At 69.3% G+C, this 238-nt stretch carries 1 protein-coding gene; it reads left to right on the forward strand.

Going from position 1 to position 238, the window contains the following annotated elements:
• Position 1: 1 nt before the first annotated feature.
• Positions 2-238 (forward strand): acyltransferase domain-containing protein (locus K7G61_RS36210; protein ID WP_263985277.1); only part of this gene is annotated, 237 nt, incomplete at its 3' end.

Here is a 238-nt window from a genome sequence, read left to right on the forward strand (position 1 = left end):
GTTGGAGGATGCCGCGAAGGTGGTCGCCCTGCGCAGCAAGGCCCTGGTCGTCCTGGCCGGACAAGGCGGCATGGTGTCGGTCGGGGTGTCCGCGGAACAGGCCGCGGCTTTGGTGGCCCGTTGGGACGGCCGGTTGACGGTGGCGGTGGTCAACTCGGCGGACAGTACGGTGGTGTCGGGGGATCTGGAGCCGCTGGGTGAACTGCTGGCGAATTGTGAGGCCGGTGGTGTCCGTGCG

It is taken from the genome of Streptomyces sp. HPF1205 (assembly GCF_020400825.1).
GTDB lineage: Bacteria > Actinomycetota > Actinomycetes > Streptomycetales > Streptomycetaceae > Actinacidiphila.